Origin of the sequence: Paraburkholderia sp. SIMBA_054, assembly GCF_046534875.1 — a bacterium.
GTDB lineage: Bacteria > Pseudomonadota > Gammaproteobacteria > Burkholderiales > Burkholderiaceae > Paraburkholderia > Paraburkholderia hospita.
This window is the reverse complement of the sequence record NZ_JAWRXV010001707.1, coordinates 1-236: the sequence shown is the minus strand read 5'-3', so window position 1 is coordinate 236 and position 236 is coordinate 1. Positions and strand designations below refer to the sequence as shown.

Genomic DNA, 236 nt, shown 5'->3' with positions numbered 1-236 from the left:
CCCTACACCAATGGCTGCGGCCCATTTTGCTTTTGACCATTTGTCTTTGTAGATCAGCGGCACAACAATCAAAATGATCTCAAAGCCTGTAAATTGAATGAAGGTTTGAGAGAAAAGTTTACCAAAATCTTTAAATCCGTGCGCCATGACGGGGCGCAAATAATCAAAATCAAATATTTTCAGGCTAAACAGCATCAGCCCAATATAAATAACCATCGTAATAGGGTAAACATACG

The 236-nt window shown here is 39.4% G+C and carries 1 protein-coding gene; it reads right to left on the bottom strand.

Going from position 1 to position 236, the window contains the following annotated elements; genetic code table 11:
* Window positions 1–236 (bottom strand): GerAB/ArcD/ProY family transporter (locus SB822_RS60925; RefSeq protein WP_410859631.1); only part of this gene is annotated, 236 nt, incomplete at both ends.